This is a genomic window from Nibrella viscosa (genome assembly GCF_039541875.1).
Classification (GTDB): Bacteria; Bacteroidota; Bacteroidia; order Cytophagales; family Spirosomataceae; genus Nibrella; species Nibrella viscosa.
Genome location: NZ_BAABHB010000010.1, coordinates 173,080 through 194,975 on the forward strand (window position 1 = coordinate 173,080; position 21,896 = coordinate 194,975).

The following is a 21,896-nucleotide window of genomic DNA, read 5'->3' on the forward strand; positions in this document are numbered from 1 at the left end:
CAGTTCATTTGTCATGAAAGTAAAATCATTGTTTATAATAGCGTTTGTAGCGCTGGCCGGAGTGGCTTGTAACAAGTCGTTCCTGGACATCAATACCAACCCCAATACCCTGCCGACTGCCTCGCCCAACTATGTGTTTACCAACGCTATAAACACGGCGACCTCGGTTAGCAACATGCTGGGGGCCAACGAAATCGGCTCGTACTGGTCGGGCCAGTGGACCCAGTCGAACGGGTACATTATCAATACGGCCCAGTTTGCCTATAACTTCACCAACGGTGATTTTAACTATTGGGATAATTATTACGATAACCTGCAGGATTTTCAGTTCGTGATCGATAATGCCGATTCCTACAACCAGAAATTCCTGAAAGGGCCGTCGAAGGTGATGAAAGCCATGCTGTTTCAGCAGTTGGTGGATATGTATGGCAACATACCGTTTACGGATGCGCTGAAAGGCAGCAAAGTACTGGCTCCGAAGTTTGACGATCAGAAAGCGGTGTACGAAGCCCTGATCCCGCTGCTGGACGAAGCCATTGCCGACCTGAAAGCCAATCCGTTTGCCAGTGCCTTCACCGGCTCCGATCTGATTTTCCGGGGTAATACCACCAAATGGGCCCAGTTTGCCAACTCGCTCAAGATGCGGATTCTGATTCGTCAGTCGCGGGTAACCGGCAAAGAATCGTACATCAAAACGGAGATCAACAAGATTGTCACCGAAGGCTCCGGCTTTATCACGGGCGAAGATGTTGGTCTGGGTGGCTCTACCTTTTACCTGGCTACGGCCGGCAAGCTAAACCCGATCTACGACCGCTGGGGGTACGACGCCAACGGTGCCAAGCGGGCCCTGAACAACTACCCTCGGTTAACCAAGTTTCTGATCGACAACCTGAAAGCTAACGGCGACACCCTGCGTATGAAGCGGATTGCCTACGCCAACGGAGGCGAAAACGGCTCGAACCCCGGCGTGAGTACCCGGGCCGAGATTGCGGCCAATTACGCCGGAACGCCGTTTGGAGCCAGTTCGGGCTACCTGCCGGCCAACACCACCTCACTGGGGCCAAGTCTGCTGGTGAAAGGTGAGTTTAACCGGCCATTTATTCTGATGACAGCGGCCGAAGTGCAGTTCCTGCTAGCCGAAGCTAAGCAACGTTACAGCGACGTAACGCTACCGGGTACTGCGCAATCGTACTTCGAGGCCGGCATTACACAGTCGTTCCGCACCCTGGGGGTGAAAGGGTCGACCGGAACCGAGTTTAAGGGCAGCGGCATCAAGAACTACGACTGGGCGGCTTCCAGCAACAAACTGGAGGCCATTGCCTACCAGAAGTGGATTGCGCTGACCAACTTCAGCGGGCTGGAGGCCTGGTCGGAATACCGGCGTACCGACCTGCCCGTTACGCCACAGAGCGTTCAGGTGGTAGACAACAAGCGGCCGCTCCGCTTCTATTACCCGAACACGGAATCCGGCTCCAACGGCGAAAACGTAAAAGCGCAGGGCAACATCGACGCCCTGGCGACCCGCCTGTTCTGGGATGTCGACTAAGCCGCGATGGGTAGATAGCTTACCCAGCAAAAGAGGCTACCGCAGGGATAGCCTCTTTTGCTGGTTTAACAGAAAGGCCGGAATAGTCAATTTCATTATTATGCAACCGATATATTGACTTAACTAATTTTTTGGTATACATTTACCTACCGGGATTCATATTCTAAAGCATTTAATTCATGTAAAGCACCATACCTGTTCGTTATAAATCCTAGTAATAATTACTGAACGATTAAAACCACGTATAGACAAACTACTACCAGACGGGTTTGGCAGAAGCAGCAGCGGTAATAGTTTCCCTGATTAGCTTACCCACCGCCTATTTACCACGACCGACTTATGAACAGCTTCGCGCTTTTTTCCGGCTGGATATGGCTCCGTACGCTACTCATAGCGATTAGTACTTTCTTCATTCTGAAAACCGGTGTTTATGCCCAGTCTCCTGTGGCCCGAAAAGGGCTGCTGGATCTCCGGGCGTACAAGATTGATGGTAAAGACATACCCTTACAGGGCGAATGGCAGTGGTACTGGCAGCAGATGCGGACCTCTGCCGATTCCCAGACCGGGTACGAATACACGCACTTTCCGAAAACATGGAACCAAAGTACCTGGCGCGGTCAGCCGGTTCCGGCCCTGGGCTATGCCACGTACGAATTAACCATTCTTCTGCCCCCTCAGACAGAACCGCTGGCCCTGGCGCTGCCGGATTGCTACAGCGCCTACCGCCTGCTGGTCAACGGCAAAGAAATCGCCCACAGTGGCATACCGGGTACCAGCCTGGAAACCTCCACGCCCTTCTGGTCTACCCAAGTCAGAGCCCTCCCACCCGGCGACACGCTTCATCTGCTGCTACAGATCAGCAACTTTCGTCATGCAAAAGGTGGCCCTTACCGCGGAATCCGGCTGGGGACCTTGGCCAATCTTGAGTGGAAACAGCATGCTAACCTCGCCACTGATTTTCTGGTCGCCGGCTGCCTGTTCATGGGCGGGCTTTTCTTCCTGGCGTTGTACCGGTATAACCGGCAAGAGGTTTCTATTCTTTATTTCTCGCTGTTCTGCCTGCTGTACAGCTATCGCCTGGTCGGTTCAGATCAGTACGCCCTGCACACACTGCTGCCGTGGCTGAACTGGCATGTGGCAATTTACCTCGAATACCTCACTTTGTACCTGAGTGTAGCCATGTTTGCGCTGTACACCGGTGCCATGTACCCCAGAGATACCTACCCGCAACTGGTAAAGGTAATGGCCGGTATTTGTTTCGGCTTTGCGGCCGTGACCGTTCTGGCACCCTCTACATTGTTTACTTTATTGATAAACCCGTTCCTGGGTCTGGTCAGCCTGTATATTGCGTATGCCCTTTATGTTTACTGGACGGCCGCCCGTAACCAACGCCCGGGTGCCCAGTATGCCCTCATCAGTACCGGGCTTTTTGGTTTAGTGGTGACGGTCGTGATCCTGAAATACCTGGGTGTTGCGTCGCCCGAACGGGCCGTGCTGCTGGGTTGCTACATTGGCTTCTTTTTTCTACAATCCCTTATTTTATCATACCGGTTTGCATTTGCGTTCCGGCAGGCCAAAGAACAGGCGGAAGAAGGTCTGCGGGTCAAAAGTGAATTTCTGGCGTCGATCAGCCATGAGATTCGTACGCCCCTTACACTGATCATTGCGCCGGTGGAGCAATTGCTGAACACCGGCACCACCGATAGCGCCTTGCTCAGCAAATCCCTGTCGACCGTACTGCGAAACGCCCGGCATCTGCTTCAGCTCATCAATCAGATGCTGGATCTGGCTAAACTGGAAGCCGGGAAAATGACGATTAGCGAATCAAAGGGAGACCTCCGGCTTTTTGTCGGGGATGTGGTAGAGTCGTTCCGGCCAGCAGCCGACACCAGAAACGTAAGCCTGTTTTTCCAATCCGACACCATTCCGGAAGAGGTTTTGTTCGACGCGGATAAAATGGGGAAAATGGTGTACAACTTGCTTTCCAACGCCCTCAAATTTACCCCGTCCGGTGGCACCATCCGTATCAGTCTGACCTTTACACCCTCAGCCGAGGATGTATGGACAGCCACTCTGACGGTTACCGATACTGGCAAAGGTATACCGGCCGCTAGTCTGCCCCGAATTTTCGAACGGTTTTACCAGGTAGAAGACCCAACCAATTCCTTTTCTGGAGGAACCGGCATTGGGCTGGCGCTCGTTAAAGAAATAACCGATTTGATGACGGGCACCATTCAGGTAACGAGCACGGTAGGTCAGGGGACTACGTTCCGGATCGACATTCCGTTGCGTACCGCAGCGGGTGTACCCCTGGTGCCAGACTGTTCGTTCTCCACCCGACCCGATCCGATTCCTGAACTTACCTACGAAGGGCAACTCCTGCTGGCCAACAGCGCAAACGGGCAACCCGGTACGATTGCTAAACCGCTCGCCCTGATTGTAGAGGATAATCCGGAACTGCGCCACTATATTGCTCAAGGTCTATTGGATCTGTGCCGGATCATAACCGCTTCCGACGGGCAAGAGGGCTGGGACATATGTCGACAGGAGTTACCCGACGTGGTTATCAGCGACATTATGATGCCCCGCATGAACGGCTACAGCCTCTGTAAAGCGATCAAAGAAAACAGTCTGACCAACCATATCGGGGTAATTCTGCTCAGCGCCAGAGCTTCACTGGAGAGCCGGATTGAAGGATTATCAGCCGGGGCCAACGATTTTCTGGCCAAACCGTTCAGTCATGACGAACTGCAACTGCGGGTAAGCAGCCTGCTCAATTACCAGATGGTACTGCGTAGTTACTTTAACCAACAACTGGCTCAGGTTGCCCCCGCTCAGCAAGCGAATGCGGTTGAAAACGCATTTCTCCAGAAGCTTTATCACATTCTGGAGGAGCACCTGGAAGATAAACAGTTTGGGGTAGAAGATCTGGCCGCTGCCGTCTCGATGAGCTCGCGAAGTTTAAATCGGAAATTGTCGTCGTTGCTGGGAATTACCTCGCGGGAAGTAATCCGGAATTACCGGCTGAAGAAAGCCGCCGAGCTATTAAAAGCCGGCTTCGGCATCTGGGAAACGTCTGACCGGGTGGGGTTTGATACGCCTTCTTATTTTGGTCAGTGTTTTAAAGAATTTTACGGATTTACCCCCACGCAGTACATGCAGGGACACCCGGCACTAAAACAATAGCTCCAACACCGAAGCCTGGCGGCCGGCTACTCCATGGCCGACTGCTCGTATAAAGTCATAACTTTTTCCTTCAGCCGCTTCAGCCGCATTTTCACGGCGCTTTCGGTCAGGTTAAATTGCCTGGCCAGTTCCTTACAGGTCACCTGCTGCTCATATTTGAGCCGTAATAACTGCACTTCTTCGGCCGGCAGGGTGTTGATAAACGCCTGCAACCGGGTCATACGGTCGTCTTCAGTGGGCGTTTCCGCGTAGTCCATATCCTCGGCCAATGGGCTTTCGGCGGTATATTTCCGGGACTTTAACTGGTCCAGACAATGATTGCGGGTAATGGAGTACAGCCAGGTCGACACGGCCGACTGTTGTTTGAAATCAGCAATGCGAGCGTATACTTTCATAAAAATATCGTGGGTGAAATCCTCTGCCTGATTGGAATCTTTTGTAAAGGAAAGACATTGTTTATAAACCCGGCCCACGTATTGTTTATACAATTGATCGAACTCATCCGTTTCCTTTACTAATCGATGAGCAGATTCCTGAGCTGTGTACGATAATTTCATGATCAATTTTGTTGCGTTTAGGTATTGTTACAGTTACTATAGAGAAAGAATCGAAAACAAATATTTTCTTATCTGTAACTGTATGCAAAAGTAATTACCTGTAGTTACACACAATCTTAAGTTTCAGACATTCTCTCTCAACTTTCGGACAATAACCTAAAAATGTGTCTATTTTATATAAAAATAGTTATTACACTGCTGAAATTTAGCTCATTTCTGCCAATATGCCACTATATATAACCTCTTTGAATTCGGGCAGCAACGGCAATTGCTACTACATCGGCAACGGGCAGGAAGCGGTGCTGATTGATGCCGGAATTTCCTGCCGGGAAACCGAACGGCGCATGGAACGACTGAGTTTATCGCTCGAAACAGTAAAAGCTATCTTTGTTTCCCATGAGCACACCGACCATATTCGCGGCATCGGTCAGTTAGCAAAGAAGTATCAGTTACCAGTGTATATCACCCCGCGTACGCTACGGCAGTGCTACTTACCGGAGAACCGGTTTCCCATCCGGTCGCTACGAAGCACGGTGCCGGTCTGGATTGGCGACCTCTGCATTACAGCCTTTCCCAAACAGCATGATGCCTCCGACCCGCACAGCTTTCTGATTACCTGCCAGGGTACCCGCGTCGGCGTGTTTACCGATATCGGCCGAGCCTGCAACAACGTTATTGACCATTTCCGGCAGTGCCATGCCGCTTTTCTGGAGGCCAATTATGACGAGGACCTGCTGGAGCACGGCAGGTACCCCTATTTTCTGAAGCAACGTATCCGGGGTGGTCAGGGGCACCTGTCCAACCAGCAGGCGCTGGAACTCTTTAAAGCGCATCGGCCAGCCTATATGAGCCACGTCCTACTCTCGCATCTCTCCAGAGACAATAACAATCCACAGGTAGCCATCGACCTGTTTAAAGCCCATACCGGAAGCACTACAGTGATGGTTGCCTCCCGCTTTCAGGAAACGCCGGTGCTGGAGATAAAGAGTGAAAGAGATAACGAGTGAAAGAGTGGCCGTTTCACTCGTTATCTCTTTATCTCCCAAAACGAAACAGCCGGGCATAGTCGCAGTGACCGTGCTGGTACAGGTTGCGGATGACGGTAGCGGCTATCAGGCTGAAGGTGATGCCGTTGCCGCCGAATCCCAGCGCGTAGTAACTGTGCGGATAACGCGGGTGTTCGCCAATGTAGGGCAAGCCGTCTTTAGTTTCGGCAAAGGTGCCCGCCCAGGTCAGCTCGGCCGTGGCGGGCACGTCCGGAAATAGCTCGTTGAAGCGGTCGAGGAGTTGCTGCTGCTTTTGGGGAATGAGCTTGTCCCGCTGCCCGGCTTCGACCAGATCTTCGTCGCCCCCACCGAGCAGCAGCCGGTTGCCGCCGGAGCTGCGGGCGTAGAAGTACGGATGAGCGGTATCCCAAAGCAGGGTATTCTTCACCCGTTCGGTCAGGTGGGGAATGGGCGCAGTAACGAGCGCGTAGGTACTGAGCATGGTGATGTCGTTGGCCTCAACCAGCCGCTCCGGTACTTCGTAGCCCGTGGCGTAAACCACCTTTTTGGCCGTAATTGTAGTGCCCTGGCTGGTTTGTACCTGCACGCCCTGTTCCAGATAGGTAAGCGCTTCGGCTGCTGTATGCTCAAACACCTGTAAGCCCTGCCGGGTCAGGTATAGCAGTAAGCGCTGGGTAAATGCAAAGGGATCGAGCTCAGCCCCGGCCGACGACAGGATACCGCCCGCAGCCACCAGACCAAACTGCTGCCAGAGCGCCTTCTGGTCGAGCCAGTTGACGGGAAATCCGTACCGGCTCCTGGTTATGCATTCCTCCTTTAATTCGTCGATATCCTCACACTGAGCGGCAAAGTACAAACTTTCCTGGCGGTGGAACCTACCGGAAGCATCCATCTTTTTGGCCACCTCCGCCAGTCGATTCAGGGCCCGCAAACAAAGTGTATAGCTTAGCACGGCATCTGTTTCGCCAATCTGGTCGATGAGCTGATGCAGCGGCACATCCATTTCGTACTGGATCATGGCAGTACTGGCGGCTGTACTCCCGTGGGCCACCTCCCGCTTATCAATCAGTATGGTGTTGATGCCGGCTTCAACCAGTTCGTAAGCGACCAGGGCACCGGTAATGCCCCCACCGATAATTAATACATCGCAGTCAACTGCCCTTCGGAGAGACGAGTAACGGGTAGGTACCGGGTCTCTGGACAGCCAGTAAGTATCGGACGAACGAACATTCATACTTTTTCGTAACGTTGAGTATGATGAGGCTCTGTTCAGATCCTGACTGAAGCCCCACCTGTGTTCTGAGTATTATCTTATAAACTACGGTATGTGGACCAGAATTGTTTATTAAGCATTAAACAAAAAGCAAAGCCGGCCCTTGCGGGCCGGCCTGCTCCATTGACGAAGTGTAAACTCTTGATGGCTTATTTATCGTGCACGACAAAATCATTTATAACAAAGCTGCCTTTTTCCGTAACCAGGTTGTAAACCGTTTTCACCGTCCGGGCACGGGACTGCACCATAGCCACTTTCCAGGCCACAACCGAGGTCGATGTCTCATCAAAGCGGTACAACACATCGCCGTTCCTCAGATCGCCCATCCGCTTTTTACCCGTAGCCGTCAGCACCGGGTGGTTAGCTGTGGCCTCCAGCACCATAGGGGCAGTAAGTGCAGAACGGGTAGATGCGGTAACTTCGTCGCCGACCGTTAGCCAGACGGCGGTAATGGCAAAATCCTGTGCATCATGCACCTGCACCTCCCGCACGGTAGTAGCCCCCATCCGGCCGTTGTCGTACGCCATAACAGCATCACCGGGTTTGATCTCCTGAATGGCTTTAATCTCCCGGTTAGCCAGCGTTACCTGAGCGTTGGCGGGAAAACAAAAGTTGTATTCTTCCTTTTTCTTGTCGCCCCCTTCCTCTTTGGGACCACCACCGGCCATCAGCAGGGCCATCTCCCGCGAAAGCACAAAACCAAGCGCCGACATCAGGCCGGCTTCTTTCTCACCTATGTATTTCAGGTCATCAATGTAAGCATCCCAGGCCTTGCGGTCGGCCGTGGCACCGGGGATAACGAAGGGCAGAATCTGGTTGGTTTTACCGTTCTGGTACAGCGCCAGCAGGCCGAGTTCTTTGGTATCGGCGGCATTGAAGACCTTATAGAGGTAAATTTTCCGGGAAATACCGTCGCTGTAGTTAAAGACGTAGGCCGGTCGTTCTTCATAACGATCCAGAATGAAGCCTCCGGCTTTGAAATAGGTATCTTTCTCCAGACTACCAATTTTGATCTCTTTAATTGCCTTCAGTTGGTCGAGCGTCATGCCCGCGCTCGCGGTCTGTGCCCAGACGTGCTGGCTTAACGACTGAATTACCATTACGGCAAAAAACAAAAGCAGAATAGCGGGAAATTGGCGGTTGATGTTTCTCATAGTTAGTACAGCGGATTTGCAATCCGCTTTTGGTTAGTATCGCGGATTCCAAATCCGCCTGTGTTTCATTTACAAAATAGTCAAAACAGGTCAGTTATAAGCATAGCGCACTCACGATGCTATTTAGCCGGCGCAGTTTAAGTACTCCTCTATTTAGGTACTACCGTACCAAACGGTTTGAAAAACCGGATTACTTTTTCGTGTACTGCCCTGCTCGGGCGTGAATGGCTTCGACGGTCCGGCGGGCGGAGGTCAGGGCTCCGGCCATCCAGGCCGTGAGGTAGGTGGTGTGCTCTCCGGCAAAATAGATGTTGCCGTCGGGTTCGGTCAGGGCAGCGTAGTACTTTCGCCGGATGGCGTCGTCGTACAAGGCCCAGCCACCTTCGTTGTAGGGAATCTTGTGCCAGGCCAGCGAGAACGAGTTGTCGAACGCCTGCGTATACTGCGGGTGGATCTTGCCGCCCTGCTCCAATGCCAGCTTCTCCCGACCGCTGATGGGCAGGTTAGCCACGGCTTCGGCACGGCTGTAGAAATTGTAATAGCCGATCAGCACGCCCTTTTTGCCCATAAACCCGAACGACGGGTACCAGATCTGGTTAATGTCCATGTTGGTGCGGGAGATGCCGCCGTATATGCCTTCTTCCTCTTCCCAGAACCGGCGCTTGAATTGGAGGCCGATCTTACCGGTCTTCATGTAGGGCACAAAATCAGCCGCCCGCTTCACCGTACCCGACAGGTCGGATTCCAAATTCTTCAGCACCGGTAGCGGCAGCGTACAGACGCAGAACTCGCCGGTGATCTCGGCGGGTTTACCGTTTTGGGTATACACTACCCGTACGCCGGTTTCCGTTTTACGAAGCTCTTTCACCGGTGCATTAAAGAGAATCTTGCCGGTCAGCTTTTTCTCAAACGCCTTCGGAATGGCGTCCATCCCACCTACCGGCTGCAGGAGTGTGGCCTGCTGCTCGTAGGTATACTCACCGACGTTATAAAATACGGGCTGCATAAAGCCGGAATGCAGCAGATCGGTCAGCCCGTAAGGGTCGGTCAGTTCACCGGCGACGGGGCCGGCACCAGGCTCAATTTTGTAGCCCCGGCGGTTGGTGCCTTTGTAGAGTTTGGCGGTGTTGAGGTCTCCTTCGTTCTTTAAGAAGTCAACTAATTTTTCGACATCTTCCTTCGTAAGTTGCTGGTCCAGCGCCGACTGATCGAAAGCTTTGGCGAGCAGTTCGCTCGTATAGCCGCGCATATCGTTATGGTACTCCTTGATGCGCATCCGTTTGTTGGCGAGCGGGCCGGTGCCGCCGTCGTTGTACAGCCAGGCGGCTTCGTTGGCCCCGTTAAAGATCTCCAGCGGCACGCCCAGTTCCCGGCAGTAATGCATGGTAAGCTGATGGTGGTGCGGTATGCGGGCCGCCCCACCGTTGAAGTACAAACCGTCCTCAAATCGGCAGGTCTGCCCGGTGCCGCCAAGTTCGGTTTCTTTGGTGCCACCCCGCACCGTCCAGACCCGGCCACCGGAACGGCTGCGGGCTTCGAGCAGGGTGCAGTCATAGCCCAGCTTACCAAGCTCATAGGCGGTAGCCAGACCCGCCAGACCCGCACCCAGGATAATCACTTTGCGGGCTTTGCCGTCCTGCGTGCCGTTGGGCGGCAAAGCAAACGCTTCGGCCGGAGCGGGCTTCAATAGCCCCCACGCCATCATACTGGCATAAGCGGTACTCGTTGATTGGATAAAGTCGCGTCGCGTCATAGTTGGAGGAGAAAGGGAGTTAAGAGTTATGAGTTATTGGTGACTGGTAATTCTTAACTCTTAACTCTTAAGAAGTAACTTTCTTAAATGCATCCAGGAAGATGTTCATTTCATCGACCGTACCGATGCTTACCCGGCACCAGGGCTGGTTGTCGAAGTCTCGGGTCTGGGTACCGACGCCGTTGCGGAACATCTGATTTTCGAACGTCTTCGTTTTCATCCGAATCGGGAACAGCACAAAGTTGGTGTAGGAGGGCACATACTCGTAGCCCAGTTGCTGCAAGCCTTTGTACAGCACCTCGCGGGCTTTGGCGTTTTCGGTCCGGCAGAAGTTCTGCCAATCCTGATCGTTATAGCTGGCCATGCCGGCGGTAATGGTGGTCACACTAATCTCGTATTCACCCCGGTTGTAGGCGCTTATTTCTTTAACCAGTTTGGCCGGAGCCATGCCGTAGCCCAGGCGCAGCCCGGCAAAGCCATGAATTTTGGAGAAGGTACGGGCCAGTATGACGTTGTACCCTTCGGTAACCAGTTTAGCCAGGTTCGGGCGGTCGGCGGGAGCCAGGAAGTCGATATAGGCTTCGTCTACGAACACGGGCACTGTTTGAGATACTTCTTTGCAGAAGGCTGTCAGCTCATCGGGCGGCAGAATGGTACCGGTAGGATTATTGGGATTACAGATATAAACCAGCTTTATGCCCTCCGTTGAGGCCAGTTTGGCTTTCATGGCGTTCAGATCATAGCGGTGCTCTTTGGTCTGCGGTACCGATACAATTTCAGCTTTAAACGCACTGGCGCAGTCGAGCAGGTCGTCGTAGGTGGGTCGGCTGGTCAGAATTTTGCCCCCCCGGCCGGTAAAGAACAGCGCAGCCGTCATTAGCAACTCCGACGATCCCGCACAAAGCAGGATGTTCTCCGGCTTGATACCCTCTTTTCCCGCAATCATCTCCCGGAGCATAGCGCCTTCCCGGAACGCATACCGATTGCCCACGTCGATAGCCTTAATGAGGGCTTCGCGGGCTTTCGGCGAAATACCATGCGGGTTCTCATTGGCGAACAGCCGCGCCCGTAGTACCGGCAAGTCTTCACCAAGCCGGGCAAACTCGTTCACAAAAGCCTGCTCCTGGCGAGCGGCCGCCGAAAGTGACGGGTTCCATTGACTAAGCCCGGCGCTTAAGCCCGTAGCCAGGAGTGCACTGTTGCGCAGCCAGTCCCGACGATTGATAGAGTGGTTCATGTCTTGGTTAATTATTGTACTATATTACGATGGGTTTTTAATATTTCCCACTACTCTATCGACAACACTCAATAGCTCCGAAAATAAGTATTTTTCAAAAAACACTATTCAAATCATACGCGTTTCTTTGAGTAATCTTAAAAAATTCAAAATTTTAGTTCGAAAAAGAACTAAAATTGAGAAATCACGTCTAGTAATCGAAAAAGTAGGTTCTATATTAAACCAGACATGTTTTTAGTAAAAGGCAAGAGACAATTGCCTGTACATTATATGATCCTCCGTCTGTAACCATTCCGGGTTGCCTCTGCTTGGCCGTTTGTCTGCCTGTTTGAGCCGTTCACATAGGAACGCTGCTGGTATTACTCTAAAATTTTCGTTCTTTAAGCCATAACACTATACCTCCCAATTACTTACCTGCATGAAACTAACCATCACCAACTTAAGCAAGACGTATTCAAACGGCGTTCGGGCGCTGCATGATGTATCCCTAACCATTCCGCAAGGGATGTTTGGTCTGCTCGGCCCCAACGGCGCGGGCAAGTCATCGCTGATGCGTACCATTGCCACCCTCCAGGAAGCCGACCACGGCCAGATTGTACTGGAAGAAACCCCCGCCGGTACCATCGACGTGCTCCGACAGAAACACGACGTCCGTAAACTGTTAGGGTACCTGCCCCAGGAGTTTGGGGTTTATCCGAAAGTGACGGCCGAGACTATGCTCGACCATATTGCGAGTCTGAAAGGCATTGCCAACCGGGCAGAGCGGAAAACGGTGGTGGAGGCCCTGCTCGAAAAAGTGAACCTGGCGCACGTCCGGAAAAAGAACCTCGGCACCTTCTCGGGCGGTATGAAACAGCGTTTCGGTATTGCCCAGGCGCTGATAGGCAACCCCAGCCTGATTATTGTGGATGAACCAACCGCCGGCCTCGACCCTGCCGAGCGCAACCGTTTCCATAACCTACTCAGCGAAATCGGCGAGAACACCATCGTGATCCTGTCGACCCATATTGTGGAAGACGTTACGAACCTCTGCTCGGCGATGGCAATTATTAACCTGGGAGAGGTCATTGCCGAAGGCCACCCCGCCGGCCTTGTGGCCGACATTCAGGGAAAAATCTGGCGAAAGACCATCGAAAAAGTAGAACTTGACGCCTTCCGCAATGACTATCAGGTGATTTCTACCCAATTAAAAGCCGGCAAAACGCAGATCCACATCTATAGCGAAACCCAGCCGCTGGACTTTGAGCCGGTCGAGGCTGATCTGGAAGATGTGTACTTCTCTAAAATAACGGCCACTAAGAAAACGGCCGTTGTCGCCTGACGCGCTAACCCCACCTAACCCAAACGCTGTTCTATGTTTGCTGAAATCTTCCGTTTCGAGCTTGTATACCGCTTGAAACGCCCGGCTACCTACCTCTACGGGGCCATTCTGTTTCTTTTTACGTTCATCAACATCATTTACGGCAGTGGCCCGGCTTCCGAAAAAACCAACGTCAACTCGCCCTACGGCATCGCCTACATGCTGGCGGTCATCAGCATCTTTGCCACCATGATCAGTTCAGCGGTGATGGGCGTGCCGGTCTACCGCGACATCGAGCATAATACCCGCGCGTACTTCTTTACCTATCCGATCTCGGAGCGGGGCTATCTGCTGGGCCGGTATCTGGGCTCATTTCTGGTGCTGGTCTTTATTATGGCCTTTGCCTGCCTGGGCATTGCCGCCGGCTCGGTGATGGGGCCGGTGTTTAACCTGGCCGATAATGTAGAACGATTCGGTCCCATCAATTTCTGGGAATACGTCCAGCCGCTGCTGGTGTTTGTTGTGCCAACGATGTTTTTTACCGGCAGCCTTTTCTTCGGGTTGGTGGCGCTGACCCGCAACATCTTTGTTACCTACGCGGGTAGTCTGCTACTGTTTATCAGCTATCTGGTGGCTAATACGCTGACCCAGGACCTGGATAACAAAGAGCTGGTTGGCCTGCTCGATCCTTTTGCGCTCACCACCTTTGTGAACGCCACCAAGTACTGGACGCCGGTGGAGCAGAATACCCTAACGGTGCCGCTGGCGGGCGAACTCCTGAAAAACCGGCTGATCTGGAGCGGGCTGGGTCTGCTGGTGTTTCTGTTTACGCTGTACCGGTTCAATTTTCAGGATTTTCTGGCCGTACGGCTGGGCAAGTCCAAAGGCGACACGGCTGGTACACTGCCGGCTCCCAAGTCGCTGGTTTCACTACCGGTTGTGGAAAAGATCTACAGCAATGGTGCATATATTGGCCACATGCTGCGGCTGGCCCGGCTGGAGTTTACCAACATTATCCGCGATGTGTATTTCTGGGCCATTATGCTGGGCGGAGGCCTGTTTCTCTTCCTCGACGGCTGGTTTGCCGACCAGAACTTTGGAACGCCGTCGCTGCCCCTGACTTACTATATGATTGAGGCTAAAGATTTCAATTATATTCTTTTTGTCTTTATTCTGATCATCTTCTACACCGGCGAATCGGTCCACCGCGACAAAGCGGTACGCTTTGATAACATTGCCGATGCGCTGCCGGTACCGAACTGGCTCAGTTATGGCTCCAAGTTCCTGGCATTGGCGGGAGTGTGCTTTCTGCTGGTGAACCTGGTGATTGTAAGCGGGGTGCTGAACCAGACGCTGAAAGGATACTTCAACTACGAGTTCGGAACGTATTTCACCGACCTCTACCTGATCGAATTTCCGGAGTACCTGCAACTGCTGATGCTGGCGTTTTTTGTGCATATTCTGGTCAACAGCAAGTTTACCGGGCACATCATCACCATCGGCATCTGGATACTGCTATTCGGGCTGCGGAGTTTTGCCGAACTGGATTACAACCTGTTTTTCTACAGCTATTCGCCTGGTTACCGCATCTCCGACATGAACGGTTTCGGTCATTTCGGGCAACCCTTGTTCTGGTTCAACCTGTACTGGCTGGCGTTCGGGGCGGTGCTGCTGGTGCTAGGCAATCTGTTCTGGAACCGGGGGTCGGAGAGCAGCGCCAAAACCCGCTGGACACTGGCCAAGTCGCGACTGAACGGTATCACCACAACGGCGCTGGCGGTTTGCCTGCTGGTATGGATCGGGGCCGGCGCGTACATCTACTACAACGTCAGTGTCCTGAACACGTACCTGACGGTGGATGAGTCGCGGGCGCAGCAGGCCGATTACGAAAAGAAGTACAGCCAGTATGAGCGGGTAGCCCGGCCGAAGGTCACCGACCTGAAAGTAGCCATTGATCTGGTGCCCGAAGAGCGCCGGATGCGAATGCAGGGGCTTTTTACAATGGTGAACAAAACCGGCCGGCCGCTCGATTCGCTGCACCTGAACTACGGTTCTCCGCAGTACCTGCATGCCCAAACGGAGCAGTTTACCATCGACGGGCAAAGCCCTAAACTGCTGATGGGTGATGATAAACACCGTTACTATATTTACAAGCTCCCAAAAACGCTGATGCCGGGCGATAGCCTGAACATGGTCATGACCATCTCGGCCCAGCCGCAGGGTTTTACCAACAGCGGCCTGAACCGGGAGATCGTTCACAACGGCACCTTTTTCGATGCAGGTGTATTTCCCAACTTCGGCTACAACACCGGAGGTGAACTTACCAGCGATAAATACCGCAAGAAGTACGGCCTGCCGGTAAAGCAGTATCAAGCGCCTGCCCAAACCGACCCCTGGGGACTAAACAATTTCCTGTTTACGCAGGATGCCGACTGGATTATGTTTGAGGGCACGGTCAGTACCGCGCCCGACCAAATTGCCGTTCTGCCGGGCTACCTGCAGCGCGAATGGTCGGAGAACGGCCGCAAATACTACGCCTACAAAATGGAAGGGCCGATGGATCTGTTCATGAACGTGAGTTCGGCGCGGTATGCGGTGAAGCGCGATCAGTGGAAAGGGCCGGATGGCCAGACGGTCAACATTGAGATTTTCCACCATCCGACGCACAACCGTAACCTCGATCGGTATATCGCGTCGGTAAAGGCTTCGATGGACTATTTTAACCAGCATTTCAGCCCGTACCAGTACCGGCAGATGCGGATTCTGGAGTTTCCGCGCTACGCCGGCTTTGCCCAGTCGTTTCCGAACACGGTCCCTTATACCGAAAGCTTTGGATGGATGGCTGATTTCAGCAACCCCGACAAGACAGACTACGCGTATTACATAACGGCGCACGAGGTTGCCCACCAGTGGTGGGGCCACCAGGTCATGCCAAGCTATACGCGGGGTGCCAATCAGATCTCGGAGTCGATGGCGGAGTATTCGTCGCTGATGGTGCTCAAGAAGACCTACGGCGAAGACGTAATGCAAAACCGGCTGAAGTATTCGCTGGACCGCTACCTGCGCGGCCGTTCCAACGAAGACAAGTTTGAGGAGACGCTGCTGGACAACGATAGCCGTGCGTATATCTGGTACGATAAAGGCTCGCTGGTGCTGTACGGCTTGCAGGACCTGATCGGTGAAGACCGGCTCAACAAAGCGTTCCGGGATTACGTCCAGAAAGCCGCTTTCCGCCGGCAGCCGCCGTTTACAACCTCCCGCGAATGGTACAGCTTTATGCAGGCGGCCACGCCCGACTCACTACGGTATTATCTGAAGGACAGCTTCGAGAAGATCACGCTGTACGAAAACCGCGTTACCAAAGCCGAATCGCAGCCGCTGAAAAACGACCAGTATAAGGTAACCCTGACGGTGCAGACCAGGAAACTGTATTACGATAAAGCCGGCAAGGAGACAGGAGCAAGCAAGGACAAGGACCTGATCGAGATCGGCATCTTCGGCCCGGACGTAAAGAACGACAAAGGCATGACCCGCAAGGTGCCGCTTTACCTGAAGAAACACTGGCTGGCACCGGGCGAGCACACGCTGGAGTTTGTTGTGGCCGGTAAGCCCGCCAAAGCCGGTATCGACCCGTACAACAAGCTCATTGACCGGGTATCAGATGATAATGTGAAGACGATGGAGTAGCAAGTACCCCGGAATTGTATTCCGGTCTGTAATTCCCGGAATACAATTCCGGGGTACTTGCTACTGCTTGGTATAAACCAGTCGGAGACTATAATTAACAAGTTCAACCCGGCCGGTAGTGGGGTTGCGTAGCGAATCCCGCTGGGCTACTGCCTTCGAGAGAAGTTGAGCGGGCGTTGCCGTATTGTCGAGCGTGTATTTATCTTCGTTTCCCTTCTCGTCTTTCAGCGACAGTTCATTGTTGGTAAACTCCCAATTGCCTTTATAATCAATGACCCGGCCGCTCGTGCGAATAGTACCCGTAAAGGTTTTGTCAGCTTTCACATTAAAGCTATCCTGGTAATCGAAAATAGCCGGATCATTGTCTCCGTTGAACGAAGCAAAGCCACCTGTAAACCCACTGGTCCGAATTCTATCTAACTTCCAGGCCCCCACCACCGGCATCGGTTCCGGATCATTACTCTTGGTACAGGAGTCCAGTACAAATAAGGCAACAACCACCAGACTCAATAATAGCAATAAACGTTTCATAAGCAAAAGGCTGTTTCAGCAGTGAATAATGTGTGAACGAACGTAAGGTACAAAAAATTTGATATGGTAAATCTACTCTGACCGAATAAGCTACTATACGCTATCGCAGGTTCGGTTGTGGCAGTACCGGCAAACTTTCGTTGCCGTCTTCGCTGACGGCCTGCACCGCAAAGAAGTAATTGTCCTTAGAATAGGGCAGCGTCATACCGAGTTTGGTCGTGAAAAACTTCTTCTGCCAGAACGGCCAGTGCGTCTCCCGCATCAAAACGTAATACCCCCTTACTTTACCCGTTTTAGGAGCCTGCCAGTACAGCGCCGTCGAGTTGGTCAGGTTCCGTACATCGATCGTCACCGTCTGCGGAACCGCCGGGGCCTTTGCCAGATTGGCCAGCGACGCCAGGTTAACACAGGTATTCTTGCGGAGATACTCGAAATCCATATGCTTCGCGTAATCGCCGTATTCAACGCCGTTCTCTACGCGCAGGTCCTGGTGCTGGTTGTTGTAGTTTTCGTTCATCTCCGTAATCCGTACGGCCGGGAAGCCCCGCGTCACAAACGGCGTATGGTCGCCCCCGCGCAGGTAGCGGTCATTGCGGTATATCAGCACAATGTCCAGATTATCGACGTAGCGCTCGCCCACCTCTTTCACGTACCGGGCCAGTTGGCGCGATTTTCCGTCGTTTTCGTTGCCGTACTGCCGGATATTAGCCGCCCGCTCGGCCGTCTGAAGCGCCGGCAATCCTTCGCTGAAGATTCGTAGCTTCGTATTCTCAATGATGTTGGTTTCGTTGCTGTGGTTGGAGCCCATAATGTCGTTGTTCAGCAGGGCCTCCAGGTTCCAGTTCTCCGTTTTGGCTTTTTCGGCCAGGTATTCGGCCCCAAGCAGGCCCTGCTCTTCTCCGCTGACGGCTACAAAGATGATGGTGGCCGGGAATTGGTATTTGCTCATCACCCGCGCCAGTTCGATCACGGCGGCCGTACCGGAGCCGTCGTCGTTGGCACCGGGGGCGTCGGCTTCGCGGTTCATGACATTCGTGACGCGGCTGTCGATATGGCCGCTAACCAGGAAAATGCGGTTGTCGGTAGGGTCGGTGCCTTTCAGGGTTGCCATCACATTGCCCATGTCGGCAGCCTTATCAATCCGCCGGTTATCGGGCTGGAGCGTCCAGCTATCGATCATGGCGGTCATCCGGCCACCCGACTGCCGGGCGTACTGCTGGAATTTGCTGAGCACCCAGCGCCGGGAAGCGCCAATGCCCCGCTTCGGGTCTGTGGTAGTGCTAAGGGTATGGCGGGTGCCGAAACTGACCAGGGCATTGATATGTGCCCGGAGGCTGTCGGCCGATACTTCACGGAGCATCTGCTCGATCTGGGGGTCACGCACAACGGTAGTCTGGGCGGAAGCCGTCGCCGTGAGGCCGCCCGCCAGCAACAAAGCAAAAACATGTTTCATTGATATAAGGATACGCTGGGTTGGTTAGGTTTGACTGGCTTTTCCTGCAGGCGCATCAGCGAATCTGACGGCCTGACCGGGGAGGAGGTTTTCTTTTCACGTTCCTGCCGGTGAAAAAAAAACAAAACAAGGGCAAATATAAAAGAAGTTACGACAGACGCGTACGCCACAAACGTAGTAGGTACCTGGCGCTCGGGACGGGCAAACGAGCGGGCTTCGTCTTCCGAAAATAATTCACGGTAGACGAACTCATCGTTGAACAGTTTTGGTCCCTCCTCGAACATAAGCTTTCCAGAACAGCGTGGCTTTGCTTTTTCACTCTATAAACTTACAAATTAAACTGGCTAATCGCTTAAAAACTTCTTGAATAGCCAAGCCCGACCGCCTGCCCTCCCATCGGTATGGGCACAGCCGAGACACCCAGCCTTGACTGGCGCAGCATCTGGTTGTACCGCATCACGGCCTTATTAACCTGCGTATTACCGATAATGGTAAACCCGAGAGACGCTCCCAATGATCCAAAGTAGATTGCCCAATACTCGCGGCTATTGAGCCGGGCCGTGGTATTGCGGGTAAAAACATACAGCAGCGGTACCACCGCTGTTAGGCGGCTAACAGTTGTCCAGGTCCGGTAATTGCGGTAGTGGCGGTTAACCATCGGATCATCCAGTTCATAGAATGGCACCTCCAGCGAATGGGGCGAGGTCAGGCGCTTACCGCCGTAGTAATAGACGCTACCCAGCGCCGATGAACCGACGGCCCGCTCGATTGGCCGCAAATGCGCCGGAACGGGTACGGTTCGGTAATGGGAGGTATCGCGCTGGGCGTAAGCACGGCCGAAAGGAAGCAACGAGAATAAGATCAACAGGAGTGGATAAGTAAGCCGGTCTGTCACTTTGATTTGGCTTTTGGTTTAAAGGATAATTGGCTTAATAACGCATCATTTCGCTTTTTCATGCAAATAACAAAAAAGCCGGCTACCGGACGCAGGGGTTCGGTAGCCGGCCTATATGTACAACGGAATTCCATTCCGTTCCTGATATAATTACACGGAATACAATTCCGTGGTACGGGTTAGTCGCCGGCGCGGCTGGCGGACCGGGGCGCCGGTGCGATGCAAATCCGCTATACTACTTTACGACTTTCAGAATACCCTGCATCAGGGTGTGGTGGCCGGGGAAGGTGCAGACGTACTGGTACTCGCCCGGCTCCGTAGGTGCTACGAAATAGATCGCTTCGGCCGTTTCGGGCTGGAGCAGGTTGGTATGGTACAATACCTCCGATACGTTGGGTACATACTGCATCTTAGGACCATTCAGGTTCAGCTTCATAGCGTCGTTGCCGACTTTGTTGGCTGTTGCGGGTTTTACGATCACGCAGTTATGCAGCATGTCATCATTGTTGCTGAACACCCACTTCACCCGGCTGCCGGCTTTTACCTCTACCTTCTCGGTGTCAAACTTCAGCCCCGGCTTTGTGGTCAGTGTTATTGTCTGATCGGGTCCGTTCGTCCAGTCGGCAGGCTGCTCGGTGACTCGCTTTGCCGCCTGGGGCTTACCGGTTGCGGCTGCGGTTGACCGGCCAGATGCCGTTGCTTTACCTTTACCGGTGGCAGGACTCGCAGTGGCAGAAGCCATAGCGTTCATAGCGCTGTGGTCGTGCTGGCGGGCAGAGGCAATGGTCAGCTTTTCGCCGGGGGCGATGGCATTGAGGGTGTAGTAGCCGGTCGGGTGCAACACGGGCAAACCAGCCGCCGAACGCACACCTTCAGCTTTCACTTCGTGGATATAACCTTCCCGCAAAACAGTATCCGCCACAATACGGGCTTTCAGGCCATCGGCCGAGACAACAACGCCCCGGATAGGTACCACCTTGGCGTCTTCGATGGGACTACCGTAGGTGCGGTGATACTTGTAGGTGAAGCTGTTCAGCGAGTACGAACCGGGATTTTCGGCAGTTTTGCGGTCGACGGGCATCGTAAACTCTACTTCAAAGCCGTCGGGCATGGAGCGGATCGTCTTCATCTCAAACGGTGTTTTGCCGGTCCACACCAGTCGCTGAATACCAAACGGTGCTTTGCCGGTAGAGGCCCAGCCGCGGCTGGTCATGCCCACAAACATGGAGCCATCAATCCCCCACACCATCCGCAGGATACCCGACTGGAAACCCTCGCGGAAAGGGAAGCAGGCCCCCTGATACTCGCCATTTACTTTCTCCAGCGCCACCCGCATAATCTTGCTGTGCCCCTGATCACCCACAAAAAGTTGACCGGTAAACGGGCCGAACCTTCCGCTCGTGGTATCCTCCTGAATGTCGGACGTAGAGATGCCCATCAGCGTATGCGGAAACCAGATGGACGGCACTTTCAGGTCCGGTATCGATTTGGCGACCTCATGCATAGGCTTACCGGTACTCGGTACATCGTCTACTTTCAGCTTCAGGGGCGAGTTTGGCTCGCTAGTCCACCGTAGTCCAGCAACGTTACCGGCAAAGGCACCTTTAGTCAGGTGCGTCATCCGGCCAGAGCCAACCCAGTCGCCCTGGTTTTCGGTATAGAAAATGGTACCATCACGAAGTACATTGAAGCCCGCCGGTGACCGTAAACCGGTCGCCCAGGGTGTCATTTCGCCTTTATCATTTAATTTCAGCATCCAGCCGCGCCATTTCGCCAGACTGGCTCCGCGGCCTATCCAGCCGAGGTTCAGCGTAATCACCATATCACCATCCGGCAGCAGCACCGGGCCGTAGGAGTACTCGTGGTAGTTACCCGATAGCGGCCATTTATAGAACGACCGATACTCATTGGCCTCATCATCCCCGTCGGTATCGACCAGCTTAGTTACTTCGCCCCGTTGCGTGCAGAGGAAATACCACCCCGGCTCTTTGCTGCCGGGAGTAGCATTTTTGTTGGCTCGGTAAAGCAGGCCCAGTGGCTCGTGCAGGCCATAGGCAAAGCGCTTGAATGTCGGAACCCGGCTGCCCAGCATATACGGGTTGCTGATCAGCCAGACTTCGCCCCGACGTGTAGAGGCAGCCAGTCTGCCATCAGGCAGCGGGGCCAGACCGCCAACTTCGAGGCTAACGCCCTCCGGCACGGGTAAGGTAATGATCCGGTAATAGTCCTCTTCCGTCAGCGGTTTGGTCTGTGCCAGCGCCAGCGAGGTTACTAATAAGGAGGTTAAAGAAATGCCAAATAATTTTTTCATGCTCAT

At 53.4% G+C, this 21,896-nt stretch carries 15 protein-coding genes; 5 read left to right on the forward strand and 10 right to left on the reverse strand.

The window, feature by feature from the left end; translation table 11 throughout:
• The first annotated feature begins 13 nt into the window (after positions 1-13).
• Positions 14-1,546: a SusD/RagB family nutrient-binding outer membrane lipoprotein gene (locus ABD931_RS21175; protein ID WP_345269946.1), complete on the forward strand. Its 1,533-nt coding sequence runs from the start codon at positions 14-16 to the stop codon at positions 1,544-1,546.
• 339 nt (positions 1,547-1,885) lie between these two features.
• Positions 1,886-4,732, forward strand: coding sequence for an ATP-binding protein (locus ABD931_RS21180; RefSeq protein WP_345269947.1), 2,847 nt, complete (start codon positions 1,886-1,888; stop codon positions 4,730-4,732).
• 26 nt (positions 4,733-4,758) lie between these two features.
• On the opposite strand, the gene ABD931_RS21185 is transcribed toward ABD931_RS21180, so the two are convergent.
• Positions 4,759-5,289, reverse strand: a complete 531-nt coding sequence (locus tag ABD931_RS21185) for an RNA polymerase sigma factor (RefSeq protein WP_345269948.1) — start codon at positions 5,287-5,289, stop codon at positions 4,759-4,761.
• Between the two features lie 224 nt (positions 5,290-5,513).
• Between ABD931_RS21185 and ABD931_RS21190 the strand changes: the two genes are divergently transcribed.
• A complete protein-coding gene (locus tag ABD931_RS21190; RefSeq protein WP_345269949.1) occupies positions 5,514-6,296 on the forward strand; it encodes an MBL fold metallo-hydrolase in 783 nt (260 codons plus the stop codon).
• Positions 6,297-6,324: 28 nt separating this feature from the next.
• Here ABD931_RS21190 and ABD931_RS21195 read toward each other — a convergent pair whose 3' ends face one another.
• The 4 genes from ABD931_RS21195 to ABD931_RS21210 form a co-directional block, all read right to left on the reverse strand.
• Positions 6,325-7,530 (reverse strand): NAD(P)/FAD-dependent oxidoreductase, encoded by a 1,206-nt coding sequence (locus tag ABD931_RS21195; RefSeq protein WP_345269950.1) that lies wholly within the window; start codon positions 7,528-7,530, stop codon positions 6,325-6,327.
• 188 nt (positions 7,531-7,718) lie between these two features.
• Positions 7,719-8,723, reverse strand: a complete 1,005-nt coding sequence (locus tag ABD931_RS21200) for a Hint domain-containing protein (protein WP_345269951.1) — start codon at positions 8,721-8,723, stop codon at positions 7,719-7,721.
• Positions 8,724-8,913: 190 nt separating this feature from the next.
• Positions 8,914-10,476: a flavin monoamine oxidase family protein gene (locus ABD931_RS21205; RefSeq protein WP_345269952.1), complete on the reverse strand. Its 1,563-nt coding sequence runs from the start codon at positions 10,474-10,476 to the stop codon at positions 8,914-8,916.
• Positions 10,477-10,543: 67 nt separating this feature from the next.
• On the reverse strand, positions 10,544-11,713 hold the full coding sequence (locus ABD931_RS21210) for a pyridoxal phosphate-dependent aminotransferase (RefSeq protein WP_345269953.1): 1,170 nt from the start codon (positions 11,711-11,713) through the stop codon (positions 10,544-10,546).
• A 418-nt stretch (positions 11,714-12,131) separates the two neighbouring features.
• On the opposite strand from ABD931_RS21210, the gene ABD931_RS21215 reads away from it, so the two are divergent.
• Positions 12,132-13,034, forward strand: coding sequence for an ABC transporter ATP-binding protein (locus ABD931_RS21215; RefSeq protein ID WP_345269954.1), 903 nt, complete (start codon positions 12,132-12,134; stop codon positions 13,032-13,034).
• A gap of 33 nt (positions 13,035-13,067) precedes the next feature.
• The gene (locus ABD931_RS21220; RefSeq protein WP_345269956.1) at positions 13,068-16,700 is read left to right on the forward strand and encodes an ABC transporter permease/M1 family aminopeptidase; all 3,633 of its coding nucleotides are present in this window, start codon (positions 13,068-13,070) and stop codon (positions 16,698-16,700) included.
• Between the two features lie 60 nt (positions 16,701-16,760).
• Here the strand turns inward: ABD931_RS21220 and ABD931_RS21225 are convergent, their stop codons facing one another.
• The 5 genes from ABD931_RS21225 to ABD931_RS21245 all read right to left on the reverse strand — a co-directional run bounded on the left by ABD931_RS21225 (position 16,761) and on the right by ABD931_RS21245 (position 21,890).
• Entirely contained in the window at positions 16,761-17,231 is a 471-nt protein-coding gene (locus tag ABD931_RS21225) for a lipocalin family protein (RefSeq protein ID WP_345269957.1), read from the reverse strand.
• 100 nt (positions 17,232-17,331) lie between these two features.
• Positions 17,332-18,684 (reverse strand): M20/M25/M40 family metallo-hydrolase, encoded by a 1,353-nt coding sequence (locus ABD931_RS21230; RefSeq protein WP_345269958.1) that lies wholly within the window; start codon positions 18,682-18,684, stop codon positions 17,332-17,334.
• Entirely contained in the window at positions 18,681-18,968 is a 288-nt protein-coding gene (locus ABD931_RS21235) for a hypothetical protein (RefSeq protein WP_345269959.1), read from the reverse strand. The genes ABD931_RS21230 and ABD931_RS21235 overlap by 4 nt, the downstream gene beginning before the upstream one ends.
• Positions 18,969-19,036: 68 nt before the next feature.
• The gene (locus ABD931_RS21240; protein WP_345269960.1) at positions 19,037-19,549 is read right to left on the reverse strand and encodes a hypothetical protein; all 513 of its coding nucleotides are present in this window, start codon (positions 19,547-19,549) and stop codon (positions 19,037-19,039) included.
• 265 nt (positions 19,550-19,814) lie between these two features.
• Positions 19,815-21,890, reverse strand: coding sequence for a plastocyanin/azurin family copper-binding protein (locus ABD931_RS21245; protein WP_345269961.1), 2,076 nt, complete (start codon positions 21,888-21,890; stop codon positions 19,815-19,817).
• Positions 21,891-21,896: the final 6 nt, after the last annotated feature.